Origin of the sequence: Psychrobacter sp. Cmf 22.2 (genome assembly GCF_001921745.1) — a bacterium.
GTDB lineage: Bacteria > Pseudomonadota > Gammaproteobacteria > Pseudomonadales > Moraxellaceae > Psychrobacter.
This window is the reverse complement of the sequence record NZ_MRYA01000069.1, coordinates 1-247: the sequence shown is the minus strand read 5'-3', so window position 1 is coordinate 247 and position 247 is coordinate 1. Positions and strand designations below refer to the sequence as shown.

Annotated in this window: 1 pseudogene; it reads left to right on the top strand. The window is 43.3% G+C overall.

The features are described from left to right. Positions 1-239: pseudogene (locus BTV98_RS13335) on the top strand (guanylate kinase); the annotation flags it as partial. Positions 240-247 lie beyond the last annotated feature (8 nt).

Here is a 247-nt window from a genome sequence, read left to right as displayed (position 1 = left end):
AACGTCTATCGACGCGCGCGCAAGATACGCTAGAAGTGATAGAGCAGCGTTTAGCAGGCGAAGTCAATGAGATGGCACAATACGTACATTTTGATTTTGTGATTATTAATGATAATTTCGAAGTTGCACTAACTGAGCTCAAAGCCGTTATCGTCGCTGATAGACAGACGCTTAAACGCCAACAGCAGCGTTACCATCGCACCATTACCAACTTACTGAGTACTAAAGTAGAAGAGTAGCCAAAAGA